This is a genomic window from Phenylobacterium sp., assembly GCF_036501465.1.
Lineage (GTDB): Bacteria > Pseudomonadota > Alphaproteobacteria > Caulobacterales > Caulobacteraceae > Phenylobacterium.
In genome coordinates this window covers 1-23,046 of sequence record NZ_DASYAF010000063.1, presented here as the reverse complement: position 1 = coordinate 23,046, position 23,046 = coordinate 1, and the positions used below count along the sequence as shown (strand labels likewise).

The 23,046-nt window shown below is 70.4% G+C and carries 22 protein-coding genes; 13 read left to right on the top strand and 9 right to left on the bottom strand.

The features are described from left to right. The 3 genes from VGL85_RS06445 to ccmA all read right to left on the bottom strand — a co-directional run. Positions 1 to 561, bottom strand: a 561-nt coding sequence (locus tag VGL85_RS06445) for a Spy/CpxP family protein refolding chaperone (RefSeq protein ID WP_331587207.1), incomplete at its 3' end; no start/stop codon positions are given. 151 nt (positions 562 to 712) lie between these two features. After that, positions 713 to 1,378 carry a heme exporter protein CcmB gene (gene ccmB / locus VGL85_RS06440; protein ID WP_331587205.1) on the bottom strand — a complete coding sequence of 222 codons (666 nt, stop codon included), beginning with the start codon at positions 1,376 to 1,378 and terminating at the stop codon, positions 713 to 715. A gap of 69 nt (positions 1,379 to 1,447) precedes the next feature. Further along, positions 1,448 to 2,050, bottom strand: a complete 603-nt coding sequence (gene ccmA / locus VGL85_RS06435) for a heme ABC exporter ATP-binding protein CcmA (protein WP_331587203.1) — start codon at positions 2,048 to 2,050, stop codon at positions 1,448 to 1,450. Between the two features lie 187 nt (positions 2,051 to 2,237). Here ccmA and acnA point away from each other — a divergent pair, with 187 nt between their 5' ends. The 3 genes from acnA to VGL85_RS06420 all read left to right on the top strand — a co-directional run bounded on the left by acnA (position 2,238) and on the right by VGL85_RS06420 (position 6,418). Next, entirely contained in the window at positions 2,238 to 4,940 is a 2,703-nt protein-coding gene (gene acnA / locus VGL85_RS06430) for an aconitate hydratase AcnA (RefSeq protein WP_331587201.1), read from the top strand. A 96-nt stretch (positions 4,941 to 5,036) separates the two neighbouring features. After that, positions 5,037 to 5,759 (top strand): DUF1223 domain-containing protein, encoded by a 723-nt coding sequence (locus VGL85_RS06425; RefSeq protein WP_331587199.1) that lies wholly within the window; start codon positions 5,037 to 5,039, stop codon positions 5,757 to 5,759. 323 nt (positions 5,760 to 6,082) lie between these two features. Next, positions 6,083 to 6,418: a DUF2794 domain-containing protein gene (locus VGL85_RS06420; protein ID WP_331587197.1), complete on the top strand. Its 336-nt coding sequence runs from the start codon at positions 6,083 to 6,085 to the stop codon at positions 6,416 to 6,418. A 90-nt stretch (positions 6,419 to 6,508) separates the two neighbouring features. Here the strand turns inward: VGL85_RS06420 and VGL85_RS06415 are convergent, their stop codons facing one another. Continuing rightward, entirely contained in the window at positions 6,509 to 7,255 is a 747-nt protein-coding gene (locus tag VGL85_RS06415) for a Bax inhibitor-1/YccA family protein (RefSeq protein WP_331587195.1), read from the bottom strand. Between the two features lie 133 nt (positions 7,256 to 7,388). On the opposite strand from VGL85_RS06415, the gene thpR reads away from it, so the two are divergent. Further along, a complete protein-coding gene (gene thpR / locus VGL85_RS06410) occupies positions 7,389 to 7,925 on the top strand; it encodes an RNA 2',3'-cyclic phosphodiesterase (protein ID WP_331587192.1) in 537 nt (178 codons plus the stop codon). 2 nt (positions 7,926 to 7,927) lie between these two features. Here thpR and VGL85_RS06405 read toward each other — a convergent pair whose 3' ends face one another. Further along, entirely contained in the window at positions 7,928 to 8,311 is a 384-nt protein-coding gene (locus VGL85_RS06405; RefSeq protein ID WP_331587190.1) for a DUF2237 domain-containing protein, read from the bottom strand. 66 nt (positions 8,312 to 8,377) lie between these two features. On the opposite strand from VGL85_RS06405, the gene VGL85_RS06400 reads away from it, so the two are divergent. Further along, positions 8,378 to 9,265 carry a CoA ester lyase gene (locus VGL85_RS06400; protein WP_331587188.1) on the top strand — a complete coding sequence of 296 codons (888 nt, stop codon included), beginning with the start codon at positions 8,378 to 8,380 and terminating at the stop codon, positions 9,263 to 9,265. Between the two features lie 9 nt (positions 9,266 to 9,274). Then, positions 9,275 to 9,985, top strand: coding sequence for a hypothetical protein (locus VGL85_RS06395; protein ID WP_331587186.1), 711 nt, complete (start codon positions 9,275 to 9,277; stop codon positions 9,983 to 9,985). A gap of 1 nt (position 9,986) precedes the next feature. On the opposite strand, the gene VGL85_RS06390 is transcribed toward VGL85_RS06395, so the two are convergent. Continuing rightward, complete coding sequence (locus VGL85_RS06390) at positions 9,987 to 10,424, bottom strand: HIT domain-containing protein (RefSeq protein ID WP_331587184.1); 438 nt, start codon at positions 10,422 to 10,424, stop codon at positions 9,987 to 9,989. A 119-nt stretch (positions 10,425 to 10,543) separates the two neighbouring features. On the opposite strand from VGL85_RS06390, the gene VGL85_RS06385 reads away from it, so the two are divergent. Continuing rightward, positions 10,544 to 11,527, top strand: a complete 984-nt coding sequence (locus tag VGL85_RS06385; protein ID WP_331587183.1) for a malate dehydrogenase — start codon at positions 10,544 to 10,546, stop codon at positions 11,525 to 11,527. Here VGL85_RS06385 and VGL85_RS06380 read toward each other — a convergent pair. Together VGL85_RS06380 and VGL85_RS06375 are read right to left on the bottom strand one after the other, a co-directional pair. Beyond that, positions 11,524 to 12,381 carry a lysozyme inhibitor LprI family protein gene (locus VGL85_RS06380; protein ID WP_331587181.1) on the bottom strand — a complete coding sequence of 286 codons (858 nt, stop codon included), beginning with the start codon at positions 12,379 to 12,381 and terminating at the stop codon, positions 11,524 to 11,526. The genes VGL85_RS06385 and VGL85_RS06380 overlap by 4 nt on opposite strands. A 77-nt stretch (positions 12,382 to 12,458) precedes the next feature. After that, complete coding sequence (locus VGL85_RS06375; protein WP_331587179.1) at positions 12,459 to 14,060, bottom strand: hypothetical protein; 1,602 nt, start codon at positions 14,058 to 14,060, stop codon at positions 12,459 to 12,461. A gap of 118 nt (positions 14,061 to 14,178) precedes the next feature. Here VGL85_RS06375 and VGL85_RS06370 point away from each other — a divergent pair, with 118 nt between their 5' ends. Beyond that, positions 14,179 to 14,733, top strand: coding sequence for a GNAT family N-acetyltransferase (locus VGL85_RS06370; protein WP_331587177.1), 555 nt, complete (start codon positions 14,179 to 14,181; stop codon positions 14,731 to 14,733). 160 nt (positions 14,734 to 14,893) lie between these two features. Here VGL85_RS06370 and VGL85_RS06365 read toward each other — a convergent pair whose 3' ends face one another. Beyond that, positions 14,894 to 15,673, bottom strand: coding sequence for a LytTR family DNA-binding domain-containing protein (locus VGL85_RS06365; protein WP_331587174.1), 780 nt, complete (start codon positions 15,671 to 15,673; stop codon positions 14,894 to 14,896). A 111-nt stretch (positions 15,674 to 15,784) separates the two neighbouring features. On the opposite strand from VGL85_RS06365, the gene VGL85_RS06360 reads away from it, so the two are divergent. The 5 genes from VGL85_RS06360 to VGL85_RS06340 all read left to right on the top strand — a co-directional run. Continuing rightward, on the top strand, positions 15,785 to 19,177 hold the full coding sequence (locus VGL85_RS06360) for a glycosyltransferase (protein ID WP_331587171.1): 3,393 nt from the start codon (positions 15,785 to 15,787) through the stop codon (positions 19,175 to 19,177). Positions 19,178 to 19,304: 127 nt separating this feature from the next. Next, positions 19,305 to 20,504 carry an ADP-forming succinate--CoA ligase subunit beta gene (sucC, locus tag VGL85_RS06355; protein WP_331587169.1) on the top strand — a complete coding sequence of 400 codons (1,200 nt, stop codon included), beginning with the start codon at positions 19,305 to 19,307 and terminating at the stop codon, positions 20,502 to 20,504. Then, on the top strand, positions 20,504 to 21,082 hold the full coding sequence (locus VGL85_RS06350; RefSeq protein ID WP_331587167.1) for a hypothetical protein: 579 nt from the start codon (positions 20,504 to 20,506) through the stop codon (positions 21,080 to 21,082). The genes sucC and VGL85_RS06350 overlap by 1 nt, the downstream gene beginning before the upstream one ends. An 11-nt stretch (positions 21,083 to 21,093) precedes the next feature. Beyond that, a complete protein-coding gene (gene sucD / locus VGL85_RS06345) occupies positions 21,094 to 21,972 on the top strand; it encodes a succinate--CoA ligase subunit alpha (protein ID WP_331587165.1) in 879 nt (292 codons plus the stop codon). A gap of 88 nt (positions 21,973 to 22,060) precedes the next feature. After that, positions 22,061 to 23,046 (top strand): 2-oxoglutarate dehydrogenase E1 subunit family protein (locus VGL85_RS06340; RefSeq protein ID WP_414695189.1); only part of this gene is annotated, 986 nt, incomplete at its 3' end.

Genomic DNA, 23,046 nt, shown 5'->3' with positions numbered 1-23,046 from the left:
CTCGTCGAACACCTTCTTCTGCGAGGAGTCGAGCTGGTCGTAGAACCTGCGCGTGGCGTCGATGCGGGCCTTGGCCTGGGCGTTCTGGTCGACCAGGCGCTTTTCCATGTCGGCCAGCTTCTGGGTCGTGGTCCTGGCCTCGCCGTGGCTCGACATCTCGACGATTTGCTCGCCGTGATGGGCCGGGTGCATCGCGGCCATGTAGGCCTGGAGCGCGGCCTCCTGGCCGGGCTTCAGCTGCAGCATGGTGCGCAGGTGCTGGGCGGCGTCCTCGCCGTGGCGCATCTCCACGCGCTCGATCCGCTCATGCTGTTCCTTGACCCGCTCCTGCTGGCGCTCGAGCCGATCGGCCGTGCGTTCTTTGTCGCGCTGGACCCGCTCGGCGTCACGGTCGCCGTGGTCCATCTGCACGGACGCGCTGGCGTGGCTGTCCGCCGTCGCCTGGCTCTGGGCGAGCTGGGCGCTGGCCGAGCCGCTGGCCTGCGCATAGGCCGCCGCGGCCCCGACGGTGGACAGGACGAACGCCGCCCCGGCGAGGTAACCCATCAGTGGACGCGTCATCTGCTTCGTTCCCCAAGAGTTCGACTGAGCTTCACCGTCGCCATGAAACTTGGCGAAACGGCGCCATGTGAAGTGAAGCTTTCGTAATGTCGGCGAGGGTTTAGCGAAGGTCGAGCGGGCTCAGGCCAGCCCCGGCTCAGGAGAGCCTCCCTCAGGAGAGCGCGTTGCGGCAAGCCGCCGCCATGGCGATCGGCCCGAGCGCCACGAAGGCCGCGGCATAGGCGCAGAGCAGGACGAGGCCGCCGGTCCAGGGCAGGCCGGTCAGGAAGCTCGCCAGCGCCCCGCCGCCGAAAATCACCGGCGGCACGAACAGCGGCAGGACGATCACCGCGGTCAGCAGGCCGCCGCGCCGCGCGCCCAGGCTGAGCGCCGCGCCGATCCCGCCGGTGAAGGCGAAGGCCAGGCCGCCGACCAGGGCGCAGGCCAGGATCAACGGGGTCAGGGCGAGCGGCGCGCCCAGGCCGATGGCGGCGAGCGGGGCGGCCAGCGCCAGGGGCGCGCCGGTGGCCAGCCACTGGCTGAAGCACTTGACCGCGCAGGTCAGCTCCAGCGGCGTCGGCGACAGTAGCAGGTGGTCCAGGGCGCCGTCCTCGTAGTCGCGCTCGAACAGCCGGTCGAGCGACAGCAGCGAGGCGAGCGCGAGCGCCACCCAGGCCGCGCCAGGCGCGATGGCGGCCAGCCTGGCCGGCTCCGGACCGATGGCCAGCGGCAGCAGGGTCGCGACGCCCGCATAGAAGCCGACGGTGACCAGCGGCCCGCCGCCGCGGCCCCAGGCCAGCGCCGTCTCGCGGGCGAGCAGGGCGGAGAGCCGGCTCATCCTACTTCGCTCCTTTCAGGAGCTTCGAAGGATTGGCGCAGGCCCTCTGAAGCCTTGGCGTAGGAGGGCTCACGCCACGATCTCCAGCGCCTTCGCCTTGATCGGCAGCGGGTCGTGAACCGCCGCCAGGATCAGGCCGCCGCCCGCCAGGTGCGTCTGCATCATCTCGCCGAACCGCGCGCGCCAGGCCGCGTCCAGCGGGCTCAGGGGCTCGTCCAGCAGCCAGAGCGGCCGCGGCGCCGCCAGCAGGCGGGCCAGGGCCAGCCGGCGCCGCTGGCCGGCGGACAGGCGGCGCACCTCCAGGTCCAGCAGCCGCCCCAGCTCCAGCGCTTCGGCGGCGGCCCGCGCGCTGTCGGCGGTCCCGCCGCTCCAGGCGCTCCAGAAGGACAGCTCCTCGCGCGCCGTGCGCGCCGGTTTCAGCCCGTCATGGTGCCCGGCCAGGTGCAGGCCGTCGGCCCGCGCCTCCGCCGGGTCCGCGCCGCCGAAGTCGATCTCGCCCGCGTCTGTGGCCACCAGCCCGGCCACCGCGCGTAGCAGGCTGGTCTTGCCCGCCCCGTTGGCGCCGGTGAGCGTGCAGGCCTCGCCGGCCGAAAGCCTGAGCGACAGCCCGGCGAACAGCCTGCGCCCGCCCCGGCTCAGGCCCACCTGGCGGAGTTCCAGCGCGCCGATCATGCCGCGGCCAAGCTCGACCGTGAGCGCACATGGACGCGTAACACTCTTAGGCTTAAGAAGCGGCCGGCCGCCGTCGCCCGGGAGGGACCTCGCCGCGCGGGACCGGACGCTGTGTGTCCGCTCCTCGAAGCGCGAAAACTCCTGACGTGGCGTGATGCGGCCGGGAACAGAGAGAGGATCTCCCCAAATGGCGTCAGTCGACAGCCTGAAAACCCGCCGCGATCTCACGGTGGGCGACAAGACCTATGCTTACTACAGCCTTCGCGCCGCCGAGGAAGCTGGACTTTCCGGCGTCTCGCGCCTGCCGATCTCCATGAAGGTGCTGCTCGAGAACCTGCTGCGCAACGAAGACGGCGATTCGGTCGGCCGCGACGACCTGCAGGCGATCGCCGCGTGGCTGGAGAACAGGGGCGCCGTCGAGCACGAGATCAGCTTCCGCCCGGCCCGCGTGCTGATGCAGGACTTCACCGGGGTTCCGGCGGTGGTCGACCTGGCCGCCATGCGCGACGCCATGACCAAGCTCGAGGCCAATCCGGAGAAGATCAACCCGCTGAACCCGGTGGACCTAGTGATCGACCACTCGGTGATGGTCGACTACTTCGGCACCGCCAAGGCGTTCGGCGAGAACGTCGACCGGGAATACGAGCGCAACATGGAGCGTTACCGCTTCCTGCGCTGGGGATCCTCGGCCTTCAACAACTTCCGCGTGGTGCCGCCCGGCACCGGGATTTGTCACCAGGTGAACCTGGAGTACCTCGCACAAACCGTCTGGGTGAACGAGGACGGCGGCGATCCGGTGGCCTATCCGGACACCGTGGTGGGCACCGACAGCCACACCACCATGGTCAACGGCCTGTCGGTGCTGGGTTGGGGCGTCGGCGGCATCGAGGCCGAAGCCGCCATGCTGGGCCAGCCGATCCCGATGCTGATCCCCGAGGTGATCGGCTTCCGCCTGGACGGCGCCATGCCCGAGGGCGCGACGGCGACCGACCTGGTGCTGACCGTCACCCAGATGCTGCGCAAGAAGGGCGTGGTCGGTAAGTTCGTGGAATTCTACGGCCCGGCGCTGGCCAACCTGACCATCGAGGACCAGGCGACCATCGCCAACATGGCTCCGGAATATGGCGCCACCTGCGGCTTCTTCCCGGTCACCCAGGCGACCATCGACTACCTGACCGCCACCGGGCGCGATCCCAAGCGCGTCGCCCTGGTGGAAGCCTACGCCAAGGAACAGGGCATCTGGCACACGCCAGGCGACGCCGAGCCGGTGTTCACCGACACCCTGGAGCTGGATCTCTCGACCGTGCTCCCGTCGCTGGCCGGGCCGAAGCGGCCGCAGGACCGGGTGCTGCTGTCGGGCGCCGCGGTGGAGTTCAAGGCCGCGCTGGCCGGCGACTTCGGCAAGGCGGACGACATGAGCGCCCGCACCAAGGTCGAGGGCGAGAAGTTCGACGTGGGCCACGGCGACGTGGTGATCGCCGCCATCACCTCCTGCACCAACACCTCCAACCCCAGCGTGCTGATCGCCGCGGGCCTGGTGGCCAAGAAGGCCGTCGAGAAGGGCCTGAAGGTGAAGCCCTGGGTGAAGACCTCGCTCGCCCCCGGGTCGCAGGTGGTCACCGACTATCTGAAGGCCGCCAAGCTCGATAAGAGCCTGGACGCCCTGGGCTTCAACCTGGTCGGCTACGGCTGCACCACCTGCATCGGCAACTCCGGCCCGCTGCCAGAGCCGATCTCCGAGGCGGTGCAGAAGGGCGACCTGGTGGCGGTCTCGGTGCTGTCGGGCAACCGCAACTTCGAAGGCCGCGTGAACCCCGACGTGCGCGCCAACTACCTGGCCTCGCCGCCGCTGGTGGTGGCCTATGCGCTGGCCGGCTCGATGCAGGTCGACCTCGCCAACGAGCCGCTGGGCGAGGGCAAGGACGGCAAGCCGGTCTACCTGAAGGATATCTGGCCGACCTCGAAGGAAGTGGCCGACCTGCAGCGCAAGCACGTCACCAACAAGATGTTCGCCACCCGCTACGCCGACGTCTTCAAGGGCGACAAGTCGTGGCAGGCGATCAAGGTCGAGGGCGGCCAGACCTACGGCTGGGACATGGGCTCGACCTACGTCCAGAACCCGCCCTACTTCACCGACATGTCGATGGACCCCAAGCCGGTCAACGACATCGTCGAGGCGCGGATCCTGGCGGTGTTCGGCGATTCGATCACCACCGACCACATCTCCCCGGCCGGTTCGATCAAGGCCACCTCGCCGGCCGGCGTCTACCTGCGCGACCACCAGGTGCCGACCACGGAGTTCAACTCCTACGGCGCGCGCCGCGGCAACCACGAGGTGATGATGCGCGGCACCTTCGCCAACATCCGCATCCGCAACCGCATCACGCCGGAGATCGAGGGCGGGATGACCAAGCACTTCCCCTCGCAGGACGTGATGGCGATCTACGACGCGGCCATGCGCTACCAGACCGAGGGCCGCCCGCTGGTGGTGTTCGCGGGCAAGGAATACGGCACCGGCTCCTCGCGCGACTGGGCGGCCAAGGGCACCAAGCTGCTGGGCGTCCGCGCCGTGGTGGCCGAGAGCTTCGAGCGCATCCACCGCTCGAACCTGGTGGGCATGGGCGTGCTGCCGCTGCAGTTCCTGCAGGAAGGCTGGCACAAGCTGGGCCTGACCGGCGAGGAGATCGTCACCATCCGTGGCCTGACGGACCTGTCGCCGCGCCGCCAGCTGACCATCGAGATGTACCGTCCGTCCGACGGCCGCATCGCCCGCTTCCCGGTGCGCTGCCGCATCGATACGCCGACCGAGCTCGAGTACTTCAAGAACGGCGGCGTGCTGAACTACGTGCTGCGCAACCTGGCCAAGCCGACGGCCCTGGCCGCAGAGTGATCGGTGCCGGGCGGCCCTAAAGCAGAGCTGGGCCGCCCGCCACTCACGCCTTGTTGTAATTTACAGGGCCGGGATGCGCCTTTAAGCCCGGAGGCGATGCGGAAAGCGGCGCTTTTCAGCCTGGTCCTGCTCGCCTCGCCGGTCTCGCTCCTGGCGGGGACGGCGGCGGCCAAGCCCCCCGTGGTGCTCGAGCTCTACACGGCGCAGGGCTGCGCCTCCTGCGTGGCGGCCAACGCCCACGTGGCCACCCTGGCCGACAAGCCGGGGGTGCTCGCGCTGACCTTCCCGGTGGACTACTGGGACTATCTCGGCTGGGCCGACACCTTCGCCAAGCCCGAGTTCACCGACCGCCAGAAGGCCTATGTGGCCAGGCTCGCCCTGCGCGAGCCCTATACGCCCCAGGTGGTGGTGGACGGGGCCGTGCAGGCGGCCGGGACCAAGGCGGCGCGGGTCGACCAGCTGGTGGCCACGGCGGCCAAGGCCCGGCGCAAGGCCGAACCGCAGATCCGCTTCGCCGGGTCCGGGCGGGTCCGGATCGGCGCAGGCGCGGCGCCCAAGGGCGGCGGCGAGGTCTGGCTGGTCCGCTACGATCCGCGCGAGCAAGACGTGGCCGTCAAGAGCGGCGACAACAAGGGCCAGACCATCGTCCAGAAGAACGTGGTGCGGGAGCTGGACAAGCTGGGCGTCTGGAAGGGCGCGGCCAAGGCCTACAAGCTGCCGGCCGCCGGCGAGGACGGGCTGAGGACCGTGGTGCTGATCCAGGCCGGCCATGGCGGGCGAATCATCGGCGCGGCCCAGGCCAAGGCGCCGAAGGCCTGATCCCCAAGCTGATTCTGACCCCGAACTGATTCGGGCCCCCCAAACGTAAAGACCCCCGCGGCTGGAGAGCGCCCGCGAGGGTCCTGACTGGGAGGAGATGTAAGTGTCGGCTGGCCGAGATCGCCAATCCCAGGGGGCTGGGGGGGCTGTTCAGGATCCGGGATCGCCGTCTCCCGACCAACCGACACTCCGAAGATGGAGACCGCATCGGGCGCTCGCGGGTCGCAAATAAGGTCATTTCGCGGCGGGGGCGATCACGCGATCCGCGCCCATTTGGCCCACCCCCTGGCCCGACGCGGCGATTCCGGTCTAGGCTCCGGGCAATGGCCTTCGACACGTCCTACGCGTCGCCGCGGCAGCCGACCGTCTTCTTCGAACGGCGCGAGCTGAATCGCCTGCTTTCCCTCTATGGCCGGATGGTCGCCGCCGGCGAATGGCGCGACTACGCCATCGATGGCCTCTCCGAATCGGCGGTGTTCTCGGTCTACCGGCGCGCCTCCGAGGCCCCGCTCTACCGCATCGAGAAGCAGCCGGCCCTGGCCCGCAAACAGGGCGCCTGGGCGGTGGTCGGCCAGGGCGGCATGATCCTGCGCCGCGGCCATGAGCTGGAGCAGGTGCTCCGCTACTTCGACAAGGGCCGCTTCAAGGTCGTGGACTGATCTTCCTTTCCCGCGGCGCGCGGGAGGTAAGAAGAAGGCCCCGGAGGTTTCCCGCCGGGGCCTTGCCTCGTGTGGACTTCGCCGGCCCGCTTAGCGGCGGCTACCCGTCAGCCGCAGCAGCAGCACGAACAGGTTGATGAAGTCGAGGTAGAGATTCAGCGCGCCATAGTTGGTGGCCACGCCCAGGGCGGCCTGGTCGCCGCCCAGCTGGTAGTATTGCATCTTCAGCTTCTGGGTGTCGTAGGCGGTCAGGCCCGCGAAGATGAACACGCCCAGCACGCTGACCATCAGGGCGATCATCGAGGAGTGCATGAACAGGTTCACTACCGAGGCGATGATCAGGCCCCACAGGCCCATGATCAGGAAGCTGCCGAACCCGGTCAGGTCGCGCTTGGTGGTGTAGCCCACCAGCGAGAGCGCCCCGAACGAGGTGGCGGTGATCAGGAAGGTCGTGGCGATCGAGGTCCCCGTATAGACGAGGCCCAGGACGCCCAGGCCCGCGCCGATCAGCCCGACGACGAGCCAGTAGATGATGCCGGAGGAACGCGGCGTGGCGTTGCGCATGGCGAAGGCGCCGAACAGCAGCACCGCCAGCGGCGCGAAGGCGATGGCCATGCCGAGCGGCGAATAGCCGATCCGGCCGCCGTCGACCTGGAACATCAGGTCCCGGACGGGCGGGTACTGGCTGGTGAGCCAAGCCAGGCCGGCCGAGAGCACCAGGCCCAGGGCCATCTTGTTGTAGACGCCGAGCATGAAGCTGCGGAGACCCGCGTCAACCGACATGTCGGCGCGGTCGGTCGCGACCGTGCGCGCGTAGTCGCGGTTGAAGTCGCTCATGTGAGCAGAATCCCTTTTGAACGTCCCCAATTGGACGCAAGGGAAATATCGGAGCCCTGTGAGGCGGAAGCAAGGCCTTCCTGGTCCAGCTTGGATTGGCGCGCCGGGCGGCTTTGCGCTAAGTCCGCGCGGCATGATCCGGCTTTTCGCCGCCGTGCCGATGCCTGAGGCGATCGGCCAGGCGCTCGCCCACCGCCAGCGGGGGATCGAGGCGGCGCGCTGGAGCCCGCCGCAGACCCTGCACCTGACGCTGCGTTTCTTCGGCGACCTGCGCGAGGACGTGGCCCGCGACCTCGACGCCGAGCTGGTGGCCCTGCGCGCTCGGCCCTTCGAGATCGCCCTGGCGGGCGTCGGCGCGTTCGGGGAGGGGCCGGAGGCCCATGTGGTCTGGGCCGGCGTGTCGCCCAGCCCGCCGCTGGCCCATCTGGCGAAGGCCTGCGAGGGCGCGGCGCGCCGCGCCGGGCTGAAACCCGACACCCGGACCTGGCGGCCGCACGTCACCCTGGCCTACCTGAAGCGACCGGACCCTGGGGAGCTGGGCGCCTGGATCCAGGCCAACAACCTGCTGAAATCCCCGCCGATCGCGGTGGGAAGCTTCGGCCTCTATTCGAGCTTCCTGGGGTCCGAGCAGGCGCACCACCGCCTGGAGGCGGAATATCCGCTGGCCTGACGCTACGCGTCCACGGCGTGGTCCTTCAGCACGCCCAGGGGCACGATGGCCAGGGTCTCCTCATGGGTGGCTTCCAGCACCAGCTGCGGCGCGGCGCCGGCGTCCAGCGCCTCCTTCCAGCGCGGCGCGCACAGGCACCAGCGGTCGCCGGGCTGCAGGCCGGGGAAGTGCGCTTCCGGCATCGGCGTCGACAGGTCGTTGCCGGCGGCGCGGCTGAAGGCCAGGAACTCCGCCGTCATCACCGCGCACACCGTGTGCATGCCGGTGTCCTCGAAGCTGGTCTCGCAGCAGCCGTTGCGGAAGAAGCCGGTGACCGGCTCCAGCGAACACGGCTGGAGCTCGCCGCCGAGAACGTTCTTCGCGCCGGGCTCGTAGCGTGTGGTCATGCACCCAGCCTAACCGCTAAAACCCGGGCATTGCCATGCGCGATTGGCGCGCCAAGGGGACGTCCGATGACCGATTCCGCCGCCTCCAAGGCCGGCGCCAGGCCGCGCCGCAGCGCCCTCTACCTGCCGGGCTCCAACGCGCGCGCCATCGAGAAGGCGCGCACCCTGCCCTGCGACGTGGTGATCCTGGACCTTGAGGACTCCGTCGCGCCGGAGGCCAAGACCGCGGCGCGGGCGCTGGCCTGCGAGGCGGTGCGGCTGGGCGGCTTCGGCCCGCGCGAGCTGGTGATCCGCGCCAACGGCCTGGACACGCCCTGGGGGCGCGAGGACCTGGCCGCCGCCGCCGAAGCCGCGTCCGACGCGGTCCTGGTTCCCAAGATGACGGCGCCGGGCGACCTCGCCGCCTGCCGCGCGGCCTTGGGGCCCAAGGTCCCGCTGTGGGCGATGATCGAGACCGCCCGCGCGGTCTTCGCCCTCGACGCCCTGGGCGCGGCCTCCGCGGATCAGGGCGTCGCCTGCTGGGTGATCGGGACCAACGACCTGGTGAAGGAGATGCGCTGCCGGCTGGGGCCTGACCGCGGACCGCTCAAGCCGGCGCTGTCGCTGGCCGTGCTGGCCGCCCGCGCCCATGGCCTGGCGATCCTGGACGGGGTCTACAACGATATCCCCGATCTCGATGGCCTGGCGGCCGAGTGCGCGCAGGGCGCCGACCTGGGCTTCGACGGCAAGAGCCTGATCCATCCGACGCACCTGGAGATCGCCAACCGCGCCTTCGCGCCGGAGCCGCAGGCCGTGACATGGGCGCGCACAGTTGTCGCAGCCTTTGATTCGGCGGAGAATTCCGGGAAAGGAGTCCTGAAGGTGGAGGGGCGCATGGTCGAGCGCCTCCACCTGGCCGAGGCGCGCCGCCTGATCGCGGTGGCGCAGGCCATCGAAGGGCTCGAGACCGGGTAGCCAAGGCCGATGCGGATCGCCGTCCTGCCGCTCATGATCCTCGCCGCCGCCGCGTCGGCCGCGGCGGCCCAACCGCCGTCGCCATCGCCCGCGGCCCAGGCTCCGCCAAGCCCGGCCGCAAGGCCGCGCGACCCGATCGCCAGCCTGCTCAATCCCAATGCGCCGGAATCCCGCGACGAGGATGAGCCTGACACCGCCGGCCAGGCGAAGGGCGCGGCCGAACCGGACCTCGACCTGATCCCGCCGTCGCGCGCGAGCGGACCCGCGATCCCCTTCGCGCCGGGCCCGCGCTCGAAGCGCGACGCGCCGATCAGCATCGATGAAACGGGCCTGACGCCCGATGCGCCGCCGGACGCCCGTGCGCTCACCTACGACGATCGCATCCGTGGCTCGTTCGCCGCGGCCCAGGGGTTCCAGGGCCCGCTCGACGGCGGCTGGACCCTGTCGTCGCCGGGCTGCGAGATCGCCCTGCAGATCGTCGACCGCCGCGATCGGCTGGAAGCGGTCTGGCGCGACGTGCGCCGTCCGGGCTCGCTGGAGGCTTCCGGGCTGGTGGACGACATCCAGCGCTCCGGCGGCACGCTTATCCTGCGGTTCGACGAGGCCCCGTTCAAGACCGCCAACGTCACCCTGCACGAGACGGTCGACGGCCGCTGGATCGGCCGCATGACGCGCGGCGCGGACGTCTTCGACGTCAGCCTGAAGCGGACCAGCCCCTAGCCTAAAGCCCCAGCACCCGGCGCGCGGCGGCCAAGGCCGTCTCCAGCGCCTGCGGCGCATAGGGCTCGGCGGTCCCGAACCCCCAGACCGGCGCGGGCCAGGCTACGTCCTGTGGCCGCCGGGCGATGACGTGGACGTGCAGCTGGGCGGTGATGTTGCCGAGCTGGCCGACGTTGAGCTTGGACGCCGGCTGGCCCAGGGCCTCGGCCACGGCGCGCGCGGCCACGCCGGCCTGCAGCACCTCGTCCATCAGCACGTCGCGCTCGCCGGCCGCGAGGTCCTCCAGTTCCGCGGCGCCAGCCACCCGGGGGATCAGCACGATCCACGCGAAGCGGGCGTCGGCCTGCAGGCGCGCGTGGCTGAGCGCCAGTTCGCCCAGGGCGTGGGAGGTGGCGACGAAGGCGGCGTCGATTTCGAACATCATCTGCGAGGGGACCATGGCGAAGCCGCCGCCGCCACCCTAATTCAGGGCTGTTTCCGACCCCTGTTGCGGCGCGGCATTGCCCCGCCCGCGCCGGTGGTCTACGAGCCGCCCAAGCAGCAGGCAGGAGCAGACACATGGCCAAGAAACCCCTTCGCGTGGCGGTCACCGGCGCCGCGGGCAATATCGGCTACGCGCTGCTGTTCCGCATCGCGTCCGGCCAGATGTTCGGCCCCGACCAGCCGCTGATCCTGCAACTGCTGGAAATCCCGGTGGAAGGCCCGCAGAAGGCGCTGAAGGGCGTGGCCATGGAGATCGACGACTGCGCCTTCCCGCTGGTGCACGACATGGTGCTGACCGGCGAGGCGGACGTCGCCTTCAAGGACGTGAACTGGGCCCTCCTGGTCGGCTCCAAGCCGCGCGGACCGGGCATGGAGCGCGCCGACCTGTTGAAGGACAACGGCAAGATCTTCATCGCCCAGGGCCAGTCGATCGACAAGGTGGCCGCCGACGACTGCCGCGTGGCCGTGGTGGGCAACCCCTGCAACACCAATGTGATGATCGCCGCCCATCAGGCCAGGCGCCTGCCCAAGGACCGTTTCACCGCCATGGTGCGCCTGGACGAAAACCGCGCCCGCGCCCAGCTGGCCAAGAAGGCCGGCGTCTCCATCGACGCGGTCAGCGAGACCTTCATCTACGGCAACCACAGCCCGACGATGTTCGCCGACTTCACCCACGCCAAGATCAACGGCAAGCCGGCCGCCGAGGTGATCGGCGACGAGGCCTGGCTGAAGACCGACTTCCTGCCCACCGTCGGCAAGCGCGGCGCGGCGATCATCGACGCGCGCGGCCTCTCCTCGGCCGCCTCGGCCGCCAACGCCCTGGTCGACCACGTGCGCGACCTGACCACGCCGGGGACCGTCCACTCGGTGGCCGTCGAGAGCCAGGGCCGCTATGGCTTCGCCCAGGGCATCTGGGCCGGCATGCCGGTTCGGACCACGGCCAACGGCCACGAGGTCCTGACCAATTACGAAATGGACGATTTCGCCAAGTCGAAGATCGCCATCACCAACGACGAACTGGTGGGCGAGCGCGACACTGTGAAGGATCTGCTGGCCTAAAGCCCGTCGGGATCGCCGGGGCCGTCGTCCTCGGCCGCGGCGTTCAGGTCGTCGATCCGCTGATCGTAGAGCTCCGCCACCGCGCGCGGCGAGCGTCGCGCCGCCTCCTCGCGGGCGGCCAGCCAATCGCGCTGGTCGCGCCGCAGCAGTTCGGGCGGCGCGCCGCTGCGCAGGGCCCGGCGGTAGGCGCGGGCCATCTCGCGGTCGGCCGCCGCCAGGTCGGGGTCGGCGCAGACCATCTGGGCGGCGCGGCTGGCGGCGTTCGCGCAGGGTCCCGCCGGGATTGGGCGTTGCAGGGCGATCGGCCTGGGCGGCGGGGCGGCAAGCGGCGGCGGCTGCAGTGGAAGCGGCGGCGACACCCGCGGCGTCGGCGTCGGCGCGGGCGCGGGCGCGGGAAGCGGATCGGCCACGGCCAGCCTGGGCGGCGCGGCGGGCTGTGAGGACGGCGGTGAGGCGGGGACGGGCGCCTGCGCGGCCTGAGCCATGCCCGGCGCCAGCACCGCCAGCTTGCCGGCCGGATGGGTCTCGCCGCTGACCGCAGGCGCAGGCTTGCCAACCTCGATGGCCAGGGTCGGGCCGGCCGCGGTGGGGTCCGCCGGTGGGGTGACGGCGCGCATCGGCGCGGCGGGTGTCGGGTGGCCGAGATCGGGTTTGGCCCAGAGGCCGCCCAGCAGGCCCAGGGCGAGCGCCGCCGCCAGGCCGCCGCCGACGATGGCGGCGCGCGGCAGCGCCCGGGCCGCCATGGCGCCGCGCGGCGGGCGCGGGTCGGGCGCGGCGCCCGGAGCGGCGAAGCCCTGGTAGGTCAGCTTACTCCAGGGCGCCTGAGGGGGCGTTCCGGCGCGGTCGGTGGTCATGGCGCGATATCATCCTGCAGCGTCCCGAGGGGCCTAACCCGCGGGGCGACTCTGCAGTTGCAATGGCGGCGTCGGCCTCAGTAGCCGTCGCCGTGCGCATCGCGCGCCAGGCTGTTCAGCTCGGCGATCCGCGCCAGATAGACGTCGCGCAGCGCCCAGGGCGCCTCGCGCGCCGCGGCCGAGCGGGCGCTCAACCAGCGCTGCTGTTGCGCCTGCAACTGGCCCTCCGGCACGCCCGCGGCCCGCGCGCCCTGGTAGGCGCGGGTCATCTGGCGATCGGCGGCGCTGAGCGAGGGGTCGGCGCAGACCAGGGCCGCGCCCGGATCGTGCGAGGCGCAACGCGGCGCGGAGACCTTCACCAGGCCGGACGGGGCGGCGGGCGCCAGCTGGACCGGATGACTGCGCGACGCCGGCTCGACCACATGCGGCGCCTTGCGCGCCTTCAGCGAGGTGCGTTCCACCTCCGGATCGCGGCCGTGGCTGCGAAGGGCGCGCTTGCGGTCGCCTTGGGCGGTCTCGACCAGCGTCACGTGGCCGTGCGGCAGCACCTTCTGGACCGCATGGACCAGGGCCTCCAGCCGCTGGCGCTTCTTCGCCTCGTCGCGGGCTTCGGCCAGCACCATGGCCTTGGTCTCGGCGCGGGCTTCCGCCCGGCCCTTGGCTTCCGCCAGGGCCAGCTTCTGGGCCTCGGCCTTCTCTTCCTTGGCCAGCCTGAGCTTCTCGGCCTTGTCGGCCTTCGCCTGGGTCTTGGCCTGCTCCAAGCGGGCCTGTTCCGACCGGGCCTGTTCCAGCCGGACCTTCTCGGCCTTGGCCTGGGCGATCTGGGCTTTCGCGAGTTGGGCCTTGGCGAGTTGGGCCTTGGCGATCTGCGCCAGCTCCACGCGGCGATCCTCGGCGCGCGCGGCGGCGGCCTGTTGAGCGGCCTTGCGGGCGCTGTCCCGCGCCGCGTCCTGCGCGGCCTGGACCTGGGCGGCCCGGGCCTGAGCCTGAACCTGAGCCTGAACCTGAGCCTGAACCTGAGCCTGGGCGAGCTGGATCCGACGGTCCGTGCGGGAGGCTTCCTGCGGCCTTGGCGCCGCCGCCGCGGTTTCCACCGGGTGGCGCTCGGCGGGCTTCAGCTTTTCCAGCCAGTGGCCGGGCGCGGCCAGGGCCGCCACCATCAGGGGCGCCAGGTCCGGCAACTTCGGCCCCTCGATATGCGGCGCCTGGAAACGCGGCGCCGCGAGATGCGGCATCGGCAGCGTCGGCAGGGGCTTGGGCTCCAGCCGGGTCAGTTCCGGGACCTGACCCATCACCGCCTGGCCGTCCTGCCGGGGCCGCAGGGTGGCGAACAGCGGCTTGGGCGCCGCGCGCAGGGTCTCGATGGGGGCGCCGACCGCGGCGGCCGGCCCGTCGTTGACGACGATCCTGAGGTGGCGCGCGGAGGGATCGACCGGCGGCTCCGCCGCCTCAGGCGCGGCCACGGCCACCCGCCGTTCGGTCATGGCCGGCCGCGCCCACAGGCCCAGGCCCGCGCCCAGGACGCAGGCTCCGGCTACGCCGGCGAACAGGATCGTTCGCGGCCCCAGGGTCCGGCGTCGCGGCGGCAAGCCGGCGCCAGCCGGTTCCGAAGCGGGCGAAGCGGCGCCGTCCTGCGGCGGCCCGAGACGAAGGTCGAGGTCTTGGTGGTCAGGTGTCATCAGAGATCCAGCCCCTACGCGGATCCCTCGACGAAGATGCTCTGGCCGTCCCGCCGCGCCCACGGCTAAGGTCCGACCCCTTGCATCCGCTCTCTCCCAGCCACATTGAGCCCGAAATATGACATTTGCGCCAGCGCCAATTCTTGAGACCGATCGTCTCATCCTTCGCGCCCCGGTTGCGGAAGACTTCGACGTCTACGCCGCCTGGGCCGCCGAGGAAGAGGTGATGCGCTATATCGGCGGCGCCCAGGTGCGGGCCGTGGCCTGGCGCGGCTTCTGTTCGATCGTCGGCGCCTGGACCGTGCGCGGCTTCTCGATGTTCTCCGTCTTGGAGAAGTCTAGCGGCCGCTGGATCGGCCGGACGGGGCCGTGGCAGCCGGACGGCTGGCCGGGGACCGAGGTCGGCTGGGCGCTGGCCCGCGAGACCTGGGGCAAGGGCTACGCCACCGAGGGCGCGGTCGCCTGCATGGACTATGTGTTCGACACCCTGGGCTGGGCCGAGGCGATCCACACCATCGATCCTGCGAACGCCGCCTCCCAGGCCGTGGCGAAAAAGCTGGGCTCGACCCTGAAGGGCCTGGCGAAGATGCCCGCGCCCTTCGACCACCTGCCGGCCGAGTGCTGGAGCCAGACCCGGGCCGAGTGGGCGCAGAACCGCAAGCGGTTCGGCTAGTGTGCTGGATTTGAAGTTCGCCGGCTTCTGGATCGACCTCCGAGCGAACTTCAAATCAAAGAAGCACACTAGAAGATTCTAAGATTCCTAGTGTGGCGCAAAGATTCCGAAATTCGCTCGGAGCGCCCATCAAGCGCAGGCGAATTTCGGAATCGCCACACTAGATCCAGCCCAGCTCGCGCAAGCGGCGCGCGTGGGTGCGGCTCACCGGGACCTCGGCGCCGTCCTGCAGCGTCAGCGTCGCGCGCCCGTCGCCGCGGACGGCCTCGGCGATCGCCGCCCTGGCCACCCACCACGACCGGTGGACCTGGGCGCCCTCGATGCCCTGCAGCTCGGCGATGGCGTCGGAGAGGCGCATCAGGATCAGGTCCTGGCCGGCGGCGGTGTGCAGGCGCAGATAATGGTCCTCCGCCTCGACCGCCCAGAGGTCGGCGCCGCGCAGCTTGGGCGGCAGGCGGGCCAGGAACTTGGCCGGCGCCGCGCCGGCCGCCGCGGCCTGGGTGAAGCTGGCCGCCTGGCGCTCCACCAGGGTGTTAAGCGCCACCATCACCAGCGTCACCGCCAGCACCGACCCCACCAGCTCGGCAAAGTCCGCTGGCGTCGTGAAACTCGCGTGGAACACCTGGTGGGTGACCAGCCCCACGAGGGCGGAATAGGGCAGGGCGATGGCCAGGGAGGCGAGGGCCGCGCGCAGCCAGATCGCCGGCGTCGCCGCGCCCGGCCGCGCGAAGAAGGCGCGCGAGACGAAGGTCCCCCACAGCCAGCCGCCCAGCATCAGCCCCAACCAATAGGCGAAGCGGACGAGCGGGGCGCCGCGGGTCGAGCCGAAGGCGCCGGCCATGGAGAGGAAACCCGAGGCCGCGAGCGCGATGACCAGGCCCCGCAGCCAGCCGCGCCAGCTGTCATAGGGCTCCCAGCTCGGGGTTTTCGTGCGCGCCATGCCACGCCGCAGATAGAGGAAGTCGCGGGCTTCGGGAACGCCGCCTAGCTTCCGCCATCGCGTCGAGGCATAAGAATCCGCTGATTCACCAAGGCTTAGCGCCCGACCGGCATGGCCGATCTCGTCTTCCACGATCCGACCGGGCGCCGGGCCCGCAGGGTGCGCTTCGCCGGCGGCCTGATCGCCTCGTTCATCGCCCTCCTGGTGGCGGGGTTCTTCGCCACCCTGGCGTTCGCGCCGCGCCTGCCGACCGTCAGCCTGAAGGACCCGCGCGCGCTTGAGGCCCTGCACCAGGAGACGGCGCACAAGCTGCGTGGCCGGGCCCAGTGGAACAAGATCCCGCACCCGCGCGCCGGCGCGGCGTCCAGCGGGCCGGGGCGGCCTTTGGCGGTGGGCTTCTACGTCTCCTGGGACGAAAGCTCGCGCCAGTCGCTGACCGAACACGTCAACGAGCTCGACGTGGTCTCGCCGCAGTGGATCTCGCTCGCCAAGGCCGACGGGACGATCACCATCACCTCCGACCCGCAGGCGCGCGCGATCATCGCGGCGGCCAAGCATCCGCCGTCGATCCTGCCGGGCATCTTCAACAAGCCGGTGAACGGCGCCTGGGACGGCCCGATGGCCGACGCCTTCCTGCTCAACCCGCAGGCCCGGACGTCCCTGATCGCCAACCTGGTGGCCCAGGCCCAGAAGCGCGGCTACGCGGGCTACGTCTTCGACCTGGAGGCCATGTCGCCGGCCGGCCTGCGCGCCTATCCCAGCTTCATCGCCGAGGCCCGCGCGGCCCTGAAACCGATCGGCCGCGACGTCTGGGTGACCACCTACTTCGCCGACGACGACTTCCCCTACAAGGCGCTGCAGGACGCCGCCGACGCGGTGGTGCTGATGGCCTACGACCAGCACTGGGGCGGCGGCGAGCCGGGGCCGGTGGCGGCGCAGGACTGGTTCGAGACCAACCTGGCCAAGCGCATGGAGCAGCTGGACCCGGCCAAGACCATCATCGCCCTCGACAACGTCGGCTACAACTGGACCCTGCCGGACCCGAAGAACAAGGCGATCGCCGACAAGAACTGCTATCCGGCCTGCGCCATCCTGTTCGCCGACGCCACCCAGACGGCCCACGACGCCGAGGCCCAGGTGGAGATGGAGGAGAACTCCCTCAACCCGACCTTCGGCTACCAGGACGACCAGGGCCGCAAGCACGTGGTCTGGTTCCTGGACGCGGCCACCCTGTTCAACCAGATCCACGTGGCCGACGGCTTCCGGCCGCTGGGCTACGCCCTGTGGCGGATGGGCGGCGAGGACCAGCTCGACTACCAGGTGCTGCGCCACCAGTACGGCCAGGGCAAGCCGGACGGACTGGAGAACCTCAAGCCCGGCGTCGGGGTGGAGTTCGACGGCAACGGCGAGGTGCTGCACGTCTCCTCGATCCCGACGCCCGGCCGCCGCTCGCTGGAGATCGATTCCGACACCGGCCTGATCAGCGGCGAGAACTACGAGGTGATGCCCACCTCCTATGTGGTCCAGCGCTACGGCTTCCATCCGGGCTGGGTGGCGATCACCTTCGACGACGGGCCGGACGGGCGCTGGACGCCGAAGATCCTCGACATCCTGAAGGAAAAGCACGCGCCGGCGACCTTCTTCGTCATCGGCAAGAACATGGCCGCCAAGCCGGGGCTGGTGGCGCGCGAGGTGGCCGAGGGCCACGACGTGGGCAACCACACCTGGACCCACCCGGACATCGCCTTCATCCCGGCCGCCCAGACCTCGGTGGAGCTGTCGGCGACGCAACGGCTGTTCGAGACCATCACCGGCCGCTCCATGCGCCTGTTCCGCCCGCCGTTCTTCGGCGACGCCGAGCCGGACACGCCCCTGGAAGTCAGCCGCGTGATGCTGGGCCAGATGCAGGGCTACCTGACGGTCGGCCTGCGCATCGATCCGGACGACTGGCGAAGCCCGGACGCCTCGACGCCGGCCCGCATCGTCAACACCGCGCTCGACCGGCTGGCCCACCCGGGCGACCGTCCGGGCCAGGTGATCCTGCTGCACGACTCAGGCGGCGACCGCAGCTGGACCGTGAAGGCCCTGCCCGGCCTGATCGATGCGCTGCGCGCCCATGGCTACAAGCTGGTGACCATCGCCGATCTGGCCGGCATGACGCCACAGGAGGCCATGCCGCCCACCAGCCGCAATTCCTTCGAGCTGCTGCTCGACCGGATCGGCTTCGGCTTCTTCCACGGAGTCAATGTGGCGCTGTCGACCCTGTTCATCACCGCCATCGTGCTGGGCGTGGGCCGGTTGCTGCTGCTGGGCGTGCTGGCGCTCGTCCACCGCTTCACCATCACTCGGCGGACCCCGCCGATGCTGGACCCGGCGACCGGGCCGCTGATCAGCGTGCTGATCCCCTGCTTCAACGAGGAGAAGGTGATCGAAAGTTCGGTGCGCCGGATCCTGGCGTCGAACTGGAGCAAGCTGGAGGTGCTGGTGCTGGACGACGGCTCGTCCGACCACACCGCCGAGGTGGTGCGCAAGGCCTTCGCCGACGAACCGCGCGTGACGCTGATGAGCTTCGAGAACGGCGGCAAGGCGCGCGCGCTGAACCGCGGCTTCGCCAAGGCGCACGGCGAGGTGATCGTGGCGCTAGACGCCGACACCCTGTTCCCGTCCGACACCCTGGCCAGGCTGGCCCGCTGGTTCGTCGACCCGCGGGTGGGCGCGGTGGCGGGCAACGCCCTGGTGGGCAACCGCCGCAACCTGATCACCCGCTGGCAGGCGCTGGAATATGTCACCGCCCAGAACCTGGAGCGCCGGGCGCTGGCGGCCCTGGGCGCGGTGACCGTGGTGCCCGGCGCCGTGGGCGCCTGGCGCAGGGCGGCGCTTGAGGAGCTGGGCGGCTATCCGGACGACACGCTCGCCGAGGACCAGGACCTGACCATCGCCATCCAGCGGGCCGGCTGGCGCGTGGAGTTCGACCCCGAGGCGCGCGCCTACACCGAGGCGCCGGAAACCGTCGGCGGCCTGCTGAAGCAGCGCTTCCGCTGGTCGTTCGGCACCCTGCAGTGCATCTACAAGCACCGCGCGGCCTTGTTCAGCCCGAAGCATCCGGTGCTGGGCTTCATCGCGCTGCCGCAGATCTGGCTGTTCCAGATCATCCTGACCGCGGTGGCGCCGCTGATCGACATGGCGGTGATCTGGAGCCTGATCTCGGCGGTCTACGGCTTCATGAACCACGCCACGGAGTGGTCGCCGGACGACCTGGTCCGCCCGCTCTCCTACTGGGCCGCCTTCATCTTCCTGGACCTGTCGGCCGGGGCGCTGGGCATGGCGCTGGAACGCCGCGCGCCCTGGGGCGACCTGGTCTGGATGCCGGTGCAGCGCTTCGGCTACCGCCAGCTGATGTACTATGTCGTCGTGAAGTCGATCGACGCGGCCCTGCACGGCGCGCGGGTCAGCTGGGGCAAGCTGGAACGCCGCGCCAGCGCCGCCTTCGAAGGGGCAGGTTAGAAGCTATACCGGAGAACGGGGTTTTACGGCCGCCCTGCGGTTGTCTTCCCAGGGAGCGGCGCCTATAACCCCGCGCACTCGCCGAGACGGCGGGGACCCCATCCCAACCGCGTCGTCCGCGAGCCTCATGAACATCCACGAGCACCAAGCCAAAGCCGTCCTCGCCGAGTTCGGCGCGGCGGTCCCCAAGGGCTACCCGGCCTTTACCGTCGACGAAGCCGTCGAGGCCGCCAAGAAGCTGGGGGGTCCGGTCTTCGTGGTGAAGTCGCAGATCCACGCCGGGGGGCGCGGCAAGGGCCGCTTCGAGGGCCTTGGCCCCGACGCCAAGGGCGGGGTCCGCGTGCTGAAGTCGATCGACGAGGTGAAGGCCTCGGCCAGTGAGATGCTGGGCCGTGTGCTGGTCACCGAACAGACCGGGCCCAAGGGCAAGCAGGTCAACCGCCTCTACATCGAAGAAGGCGCGCAGATCGCCAAGGAATTCTACCTCTCCCTGCTGGTCGACCGCGAGACCAGCCGCGTGTCGGTCGTCGCCTCCACCGAAGGCGGCATGAGCATCGAGGAGGTGGCCCACAACACGCCGGAGAAGATCGCTGCGTTCGGCATCGACCCGGTGACCGGCGTGCGCAGCTTCCACGGCCTGAAGCTGGCCGCGGCGCTCGGCCTCTCCGGCGACCTTGCCAAGCAGGCCGGCAAGCTGCTGGGCCAGCTCTACGCGGCCTTCGTGGACAAGGACATGAGCCTGCTGGAGATCAACCCGCTGATCGTCACTGCGGACGACCAGCTGAGGGTGCTCGACGCCAAGGTCTCCTTCGACGACAACGCCCTGTTCCGCCACCCGGATCTGAAGGCGCTGCGCGACGAGAGCGAGGAAGACCCCAAGGAGATCGAGGCCAGCAAGTTCGACCTCTCCTACATCGCCCTCGACGGCGAGATCGGCTGCATGGTCAACGGCGCGGGCCTGGCCATGGCGACCATGGACATCATCAAGCTCTATGGCGCCGAGCCCGCCAACTTCCTGGACGTGGGCGGCGGCGCCGACGAGGCCAAGGTGACCGCGGCCTTCAAGATCATCATCGCCGACCCCAACGTGAAGGGCATCCTGGTCAACATCTTCGGCGGCATCGCCCGCTGCGATATCCTGGCCCAAGGCGTGGTCGCCGCGGTCAAGCAGGTGGGGCTGAAGGTGCCGCTGGTGGTGCGGCTGGAAGGCACCAACGCCGAGCTCGGCAAGAAGATCATCAATGAGAGCGGCCTGAACGTCATCGCCGCCAACGACCTCTCGGACGGGGCCGAGAAGATCGTCAAGGCCGTGCGGGGCGCGGCCTGATGCTGAAAGCGGGCCTTCTGGCTCTGGCGTTGAGCGCGCTGGGCGCGGGCGCCCAGGCCGCGCCGCTGTTCGACGCCTACCAGGGGTTCTGCCTGAAGACCGACGCGGACGCCGCCGCCGGCCTGTCCGCCGCCACCGCGGCCGGCTGGACGCCGATCCCGGCGGCCATGATGCAGCAGTTGAGCGGCGCCGCGGGCGTCGAAAACGCCGACGGGCGGATGCGGTCCAATGCTGGGGGCTTCGACTTCATGCTGGTGGGGGTGAAGACCATCCCGGTCGCCGGCCTGTCGCTGGCCGTCCACTTCTGCGCGCTCGCGACCACCAGCGCCCCGGCGACGCCGAACGAGGCCTCGACCGCCCTGGCCGGTTTCGCGGCCATGCCCCCGAACCCGCTGATGAGCAAGGGTGGCCAGACCGGCTACGTCTATCTCGACGAGGGCGGCGTCCACAAACCCATCACCACCCCGGGCGACGTCGCCTCCGCCAAGGCGATGGTCCAGTCAGGCCGCCTCCGCTTCGCCTTCGTGCAGGAGGGGCCCACCCTCAGCCTGCTCGCCTACGCCGTCCCTTCCCTGTGAGCGCCCGCTGAATGTCGATCCTGATCACCAAAGACACCCGCGTCATCTGCCAGGGCTTCACCGGGGCGCAGGGCACCTTCCACTCCCAGCAGGCCATCGCCTACGGCACCAACATGGTCGGCGGGGTGACGCCCGGCAAAGGCGGGACGACCCACCTGGACTTGCCGGTGTTCAACACGGTGGCCGAGCTGACCCGCAACGAGCGCGTCGACGCCTCGGCGATCTATGTCCCGCCGCCGTTCGCCGCCGACTCGATCCTGGAAGCCATCGACGCGGAGATCCCGCTGATCATCTGCATCACCGAAGGCATCCCGGTGTCGGACATGGTGCGCGTGAAGCGCGCGCTGGACGGATCGAAGTCCCGGCTGATCGGGCCCAATTGCCCCGGCGTGCTGACCCCCGGCGAGTGCAAGATCGGCATCATGCCCGGGAACATCTTCAAGAAGGGCTCGGTGGGCGTTGTCTCGCGCTCCGGCACGCTTACCTATGAAGCCGTGTTCCAGACCACTCAGGTGGGCCTCGGCCAGACGACGGCCGTGGGCATCGGCGGCGACCCCGTGAAGGGCACCGAATTCATCGCCATGCTCGACCAGTTCCTGAAGGACCCGGCGACGGAGTCGATCATCATGATCGGCGAGATCGGCGGTTCCGGCGAGGAAGACGCCGCGGAATTCATCAAGAATTCACCAACCAAGAAGCCTATGGTCGGCTTCATTGCGGGCCGCACGGCGCCGCCCGGACGGCGCATGGGTCATGCCGGCGCCATCATCTCCGGCGGCAAGGGCGGGGCGGAGGACAAGATCGCTGCGATGGAGGCCGCGGGCATTCGTGTCTCTCCCTCGCCGGCGAAACTGGGCGAAACCCTGCTCGAGGTCCTGAAAGGCGCCTGAGGCGTCGAAAACTTAGCGTTTTGAGCGGTCCGCGCTCGGCTCCTTCCTTCGAGAGGCTCCGCGGTCCCGGCTCAGGGAAGCGGACGAGATGGCGGACGACGCGGGTCTGATCAACGAGGTCTTGGCGGAGACCTCCTTCCTCTACGGCGGCAACGCGGCCTTCGTGGAAGACCTCTATGCGAAATGGTCGGCCGACCCGAACGGGGTCGAGCCGTCGTGGCGCGCCTTCTTCGCCTCGCTGCACGACAGCGCCGCCGACGTGAAGCGCGGCGCGCAAGAGCCGGCCTGGACCAAGGCCGCGCCGCCGGCCGTCCGCCCCGACTGGCTCTCGGCCATCGACGGCCTGTGGCCCGCGGTGGAAGCCAAGGTCGGCGCCAAGATCGCCGAGCGCGCCGCCGCCCCCGACACCGACGCGGTGCGCGCCGCGACGCTCGATTCCCTGCGCGCCATCATGATGATCCGCGCCTACCGGATGCGCGGCCACCTGAAGGCCAACCTCGATCCGCTGGGCATCGCCACCACGCCCGGCGACGCCTCGGAACTGGATCCGGCGACCTACGGCTTCTCGGAGGCCGACTTCGACCGGCCGATCTTCCTGGATTTCGTGCTGGGGCTGGAGACGGCGACCATCCGCGAGATCCTGGAGATCGTGCGGCGCACCTACTGCGGCAACGTCGGCGTGCAGTACATGCACATCTCCGACCCCAAGGAGAAGGGCTGGCTGCAGGCCCGCATCGAGGGCCGCGACAAGGAGATCGTCTTCACCAAGGAGGGCAAGGTCGCCATCCTGAAGAAGCTGATCGAGACCGAGGGCTTCGAGAAGTTCCTGCATCGGCGCTTCCCCGGCACCAAGCGCTTCGGCCTGGACGGCGGCGAAAGCCTGGTCCCGGCGCTGGAGCAGATCATCAAGCGCGGCGGCGCGCTGGGCGTGAAGGACATCATCGTCGGCATGCCGCATCGCGGCCGCCTGAACGTGCTGGCCGCCGTGATGGGCAAGCCCTACCAGGTGATCTTCCACGAGTTCCAGGGCGGCTCCTCGCTCCCCTCCGACGTCGAGGGCTCGGGCGACGTGAA